Origin of the sequence: Streptomyces sp. NPDC127108 (genome assembly GCF_042677545.1) — a bacterium.
In the GTDB taxonomy this organism is placed as follows: Bacteria; Actinomycetota; Actinomycetes; order Streptomycetales; family Streptomycetaceae; genus Streptomyces.
Genome location: NZ_JBHXTE010000001.1, coordinates 365,803 through 371,319 on the forward strand (window position 1 = coordinate 365,803; position 5,517 = coordinate 371,319).

The window sequence follows — 5,517 nt, forward strand, 5'->3', positions numbered from 1 at the left end:
CGGGGCGCGCGGGCGGTGAGTCCGCTGACTGTCGGCCCGGACGGGGGGGTTGCATACCCCCCACCCCCCCCCGCGGGGGGGGGGGCCGGCCCGCCCCCCCCCCCGCTTCACGGTTCCGGCAGCACGTCCGCGCCGCCGACTCGACCAGGGTTCAGGACCCGGCGGGTCCGTAACTGCGCTTCCCGCGCCGGTGGGCGATCTCCCCGAGCGCGATGTCCACGGCCAGGAACGCCACCAGCGGGATCCCGAGGAGCGGCACGAAGTAGCCGAGCACCGCGACCGCCGCCATCAAGGGGACCAGGACGTACGCCGGAACGTGCTGCCAGGCCCCGCGCGGCAGCGGACGGCCGAAGGCGCTGCCCCGCCCGCGCTGCCACCACATGCGGTAGCCCCACACGATCAGCAGGATCAGACCGACGGCGACGGCGCCGAGAAGGATCTGGTTGGCCAGGCCGAACAGGGTGCCGCTGTGCGCGTCGATCCCCCACCGCGTCAGCTTGGCGAGCATCGGGTAGTCGTCGAACCTGAGGACGTCGACGACCTTCCCTGTCGTCGGGTCGACGGCCGCCGAGTCCTGCTTCCCGGGCAGGCCGCGCTGGATCTCCTTGACGACGTACGCGGACGAGGCGTCGGCCGGGGGCACGACCTCCACCGGGCCGGAGATCCCCCGGTCACGGGCCGCCGCGAGCACGGCGTCGAAGCCGATGTCCTTCCCGTCGTCCGGCTTGCCCGCACCGCCCGTACCACCGGACGCGCTCCCGCCGTGCTCGGCGTGCTCCCCCGCCGCCGGGGCGCCGGACTCCCCCGCGGTCGCCAGGCTCGTCGACACCGTCGGCGTGGTCTGCCCGATGGCCTCGCGCAGGTCAGCGATGCTCTGCCCCGCGTACGCCGACCACGTGAGCCCCGTCGCCGACAGGAAGATCAGCCCGGCGGCCGTCCACACGCCCACCGTCCCGTGCAGGGTCAGCGTGCGGCGGCGGCCCGTCGAGCCCCGCATCTTGCGCCGGGCCCGGCGCCGCCCGAACCACAGCACCAGGCCGCCACCGGCGAGCACCCACAGCCAGCTCGCGGCGATCTCGCTGTAGAGGCGGCCCGTCTCGCCCAGGTGCAGATCGCGGTGGAGCTCGGCGACCCAGGTGCGCAGCGGCAGCGCGCCGCTGGAGCCGTACTGCTCCAGTGCGCCCCGCACCTCACCGGTGTAGGGGTTCACGAAGACGGCGAGGGTGCGCTCCGGGTCCACGCCCGGGACGCCGGTCAGCAGGACACGGGTGGTCTCCCCGTCCCCGGGTGCCGGTCGGACCGCGCTGACCTCACCCTTCGGGTGGGCCTCGCGGGCCGCGGCGACCTGCCGCGCCACGGGAAGCTTGCGGTCGCCGACGGGGACGGTCAGCTCGTCGGCGTACACGATCTTCTCGGCCGAGTACGAACCGGCGTACAGCAGTCCCGTCACCGCGGCGACCAGCAGGAACGGCGCGATGAGCACACCGGCGTAGAAGTGCAGGCGCAGGACGAGCGGCCGGAGCGGGGCCAGGGCGGAGCGCCGCGGGGAGGGGTCCGGCGGTGGGGCCGGTGGCCCGTCGACGGGGGCCGGGGCGGTGGGTGCGGCGGGCATGACGTGCTCTCCTGGGTGCCGGACGGTGGTGCGGGCCCGGTCGGGTGGTGACCTGGCCGGTCCAAGGGTCGAGCGGGCGGGGAGGGGAGTTCCCGGGAGTCTCTGTAACGTGCGTCACGCGTGAGGGCGTCCTCTCGCGCTCGGCCAGGGCGCCCTCGCCAGGACGGTGCTCCGGGCCGTGCGGCGATGTGACCTCGCGATCTTCATTTGAGATGGGGTGGCCGAGATGCGCGTTCTTCACCAAGCGATGCGTGAACAGGGGTAGTTGGCAGGGTGAAATCCGCGCGACGATGGCACCTATGACCGCGGCACAACGCGCCATGACTGAGCTGGAGTCGTGGCCGAACCTCGTAAGTGGCTCTCCCCGGTGCGCTGTCGGACGTTCCTTCGGGATCGTGGGGGCGCCGGGAGCGACGGGCTACGACATCGTCCACTTCCACTCCGACGGGGCGGCCGACGTGTGCCTGACCCGTGCGGCCGTCGACCGGCTGCGTCCGCAGCTGGCCCACAGTTCCGCGATCCGGGTGCGCCCCGGGGCGTCGTGGATCACCGTGCTCCTCGACTGCGACATCGACGTCGCGCTCCTGCTGACCTTCGTCAGCGTCGGGCTCAAGGCGCACGACGACGACCGGGCCGCGGCGGACCGCGCGGGCCTTGGCGGCTCCTTCGCCCACCGCCCGGCCCCGCCGTGCGACTGGGAACCCCTGGCGTTCCGCCAGCCCGCCGCCAAGGTCCCCGCCCCGGCCGGACCGCCCGACGTCGAACGGCGCGGCATCCTCGCGACGTGGAAGGCGGTGGGCCGGCTCATCCCGCACGGCCACTGAGGCCTCCGCGGGCAGTCGACGGCGGCACGGAACCCGCCGGGCCGTCGGGCCGCCCGCGCCGAGCCGAACCGAGCCGTCCTCCGCGCCCGGCGGTCCGTCCGCCCGGGCGCTCACTCATGCCCGGCCCCAGCCCTGGACGCCCGAGCCCCCGGGCCCGCCTGAGCGCGTCCAGATCGCACCCCGCCACGCCCGGGACAACCCTCCTCCGCGCCCCCGCAACGCGCCGTTTGAGGATCTCTCCCGCTCCGGCGGCCCGACGTGCTCCCCGCGCTCACGGACGGAGCATCGACTTCACGCCATCCGTGCCGAACGCCGCAGCCCAGCGGCCATCTCACCGCATCAGCACGTCACCCCATCACCCTGTCACCCCATCAATCCGTCGATGATCAATCCGCTTGTCGGATCGACACGTTCGTATGATCGTCGGTGACCTCGTGGCCGGGTCCCGTGTTGAGCACCGCGAGACGGCCGGAACGGCTGTACTCCCGGGTGTCGGCCCCGCCCCCGCTGGGCGGTGCGCGGCTCCGGCAGGGCGAGGGATCAAGGAGCACGCAGTGAAGAGCAGCTGGACGCGCAAGGCCACGCGTGGGGTACTGGTGGCAGCGGTGTGTGCCGTGCCGTTCGTCCTGTCGACGGGCACAGCCCACGCCGACGAGACCCACCACAGCGGCTCCCACAACGGTCCCGTCATCGGGCTGATCAACACCGGCCAGATCGACGACCCGATGGAGGACGTGCTCGAGCACACCCTGAACTTCGGCGACGGCTACCGCTGGGACTGACCGGCACCCGCACCCGTCCGCGCCGCGCCCAGCACCCCCGGGCGGCGTGGCGCGGACGGTCCCGCTTCACCTCCAGCCGTACGTGTACGCCGCCACCCACGTGACCTCCAGCTGCGCGCTGCTGCCCGGCGCCGCCGTCGGCCCCTCCAAGGCGCTCTCGTTCTGCAGCACCCAGGACAGCGGGCGATCCGGCACATTGCGCGTGTCGTGGCCCACCTGGCGGCCGTCGACGAAGAAGCGGACGTGGCCGGGCGTCCACTCCGTCGACACGGTGTGCCACTCGGTCCAGTCGTCGGCGCCCTGGAACGAACCCTGTTCGCCGCCGCCGCAGGGATGGTGGAAGGCACTGAGGGAGCCCGTCCACTCGCCCTCGGGGTGGTCCATCTCGCAGCCGCCGCCGTAGTGCAGCCACGCCGACTTGTAGCCGGGCGCCAGCTTGGTGACCTTGATGCGCGCGCTGTACTTGCCGTACTTCATCTGCATCACCGCACGCGGTACCACGGCCGCCGCGTGCACGGGTCCGCCGTCGTCGGGGCGCCACATCCGGATGCGCATGCGGCCGTCGCCGTTCGGCGCAGGTCCCACGCTCACCGTGTCCTCGGGGTGGTAGACGCCGACGACGGAACGGTCCCGGTCGTTGGCGGTGTCGCGCCAACCCTTCGGGTAGGCCCACCAGTTGTCGCGGTACGAGCCGCGCAGCCCGCCGCAGTACGCGGCGGAGGTGTCGACGTGGTGGTCGCAGTCGCTGAACGAGCCGAGCGGCACCCGGTCGCCGTCGAAGTCCTCCGCGAGGACCTGCCAGAACGGGCCGCAGTCGCCGCGTGGCAGTGCGGTGCCCGTGGTGCGGCAGAGGTCGTCCGAGCGCGGCGCGCCGTCCGCGCGCGGGATGCCGAACAGGGCCGCGAGGAGCGTGGCGCCGACGGCGGCGAACAGTGTGGGTCTGCGGGTGCGCGGCGCTGCGTGCGTGCCCATCGCGGTGCCCTTCCTCCCGTCCGGCCCCTGGCGCGGTCCGTCGCCCGGGGGCACCGCATCCTTGCCGTGCTGGAGGGAAATGGCCATACCGCGGCGGGCTTCGGCGCATGCGCGTGGAGGCATGCGCGGCTCGGCGTCGGGGTCCCGGGCGCCGGGCGGTGGTTGTCCACGCCGCCGTGCGTACCGGCGCCCGTGTGACGGCGCTCGGCGGCCTGGTCGGCGTCCGGCCTATCCTGGCGGAGTGATCGATCTTCCGCTCTCCGCCCTAGAGGTGTCCATCGTCGAAGCCGGCACCACTCCTGCCGACGCGCTGGCCAACTGCAACCGCAGCGCGCAGGAGTTGAGCCGTCTCGGCTACCACCGGCTGTGGTTCGCCGAACACCACCACTCGCTCGCCATCGGCGCCTTCCCGCCGGCGCTCCTCGCGGCCCACACCGCCGCCACCACATCCGGCCTCCGGCTCGGCTCCGGCGGCGTCCTCGCCCCGAACCACGCCCCGATCACCATCGCCGAACAGTTCGCCACACTCGCCACCCTGCACCCCGACCGCATCGACCTCGGCATCGGCCGCGGGCCCGGCACCTTCCACGAGCCGACGGCCCGGGCGCTGCGCCGCGGCGCCGACCCCGCCACCGACGACGAGTACCGCCGCGACGTGGCGGCGACCCTGGACCACCTGCTCGACGTCGGCATCGGCGAACTGCCCGAGCCGTGGCTGCTCGCCTCCAGCGACGCGGGCGCCGACCTCGCCGGATCGCTGGGCCTGCCGATCGCGTTCGCGCACCACATCCGGCCCGACAACACCCTCGCGGCGCTGAAGCGATACCGGGACGCCTTCCAGCCCTCGCGCTGGAGCGACGCCCCGCATGTCCTGGTGTGCGTGGAGACGGTGTGCGCGGACAGCGAGGAGCGCGCCGCGGAGCTGGCGCGGCCCATGGACATCATCAAGGCGGCGATCCTCCAGGGCGGTGAGGACCAGCCCTTCCCGACGCCCGCCGCCGCGGCCGCCCACCGGTTCACCGCCGAGGAGGAGCAGGCGCTGGGGGCGTTCATCGGCCAGCAGGCCCGCGGCACCCGCGACACGGTCGAGGCCGCGCTCACCCGCATCGTCGAGGCCACGGACGCCGACGAGCTGATGACCGTCACCCCGGTCCACAGCGCCCCCGACCGGCACCGGTCCTTCGCCCTCGTACGCGACATCGTGCGCCGCGGCTGAACGCACGGACGCGGGGGCCCGGCGGGTGGCCGGGGCGCGGCGGCGCGGCCCGTCCGGCCCCCACCGTCCGCTCAGAAGTGGACCACGGCGCGCGCGCGGCCCCGCCGATGG

5 protein-coding genes are annotated in these 5,517 nt (G+C 74.1%); 3 read left to right on the forward strand and 2 right to left on the reverse strand.

What is annotated here, in order from left to right; genetic code table 11:
- Positions 1 to 151 precede the first annotated feature (151 nt).
- Positions 152 to 1,612: a PepSY-associated TM helix domain-containing protein gene (locus ACFVHO_RS01585; RefSeq protein WP_385708563.1), complete on the reverse strand. Its 1,461-nt coding sequence runs from the start codon at positions 1,610 to 1,612 to the stop codon at positions 152 to 154.
- 320 nt (positions 1,613 to 1,932) lie between these two features.
- Between ACFVHO_RS01585 and ACFVHO_RS01590 the strand changes: the two genes are divergently transcribed.
- On the forward strand, positions 1,933 to 2,436 hold the full coding sequence (locus ACFVHO_RS01590; RefSeq protein ID WP_385708639.1) for a luciferase family protein: 504 nt from the start codon (positions 1,933 to 1,935) through the stop codon (positions 2,434 to 2,436).
- Between the two features lie 554 nt (positions 2,437 to 2,990).
- Positions 2,991 to 3,218 carry a hypothetical protein gene (locus tag ACFVHO_RS01595; protein ID WP_385708565.1) on the forward strand — a complete coding sequence of 76 codons (228 nt, stop codon included), beginning with the start codon at positions 2,991 to 2,993 and terminating at the stop codon, positions 3,216 to 3,218.
- 66 nt (positions 3,219 to 3,284) lie between these two features.
- On the opposite strand, the gene ACFVHO_RS01600 is transcribed toward ACFVHO_RS01595, so the two are convergent.
- A complete protein-coding gene (locus tag ACFVHO_RS01600; protein ID WP_385708568.1) occupies positions 3,285 to 4,190 on the reverse strand; it encodes a glycoside hydrolase family 16 protein in 906 nt (301 codons plus the stop codon).
- A gap of 241 nt (positions 4,191 to 4,431) precedes the next feature.
- Here ACFVHO_RS01600 and ACFVHO_RS01605 point away from each other — a divergent pair, with 241 nt between their 5' ends.
- Positions 4,432 to 5,406: an MsnO8 family LLM class oxidoreductase gene (locus ACFVHO_RS01605; RefSeq protein ID WP_385708571.1), complete on the forward strand. Its 975-nt coding sequence runs from the start codon at positions 4,432 to 4,434 to the stop codon at positions 5,404 to 5,406.
- Positions 5,407 to 5,517 lie beyond the last annotated feature (111 nt).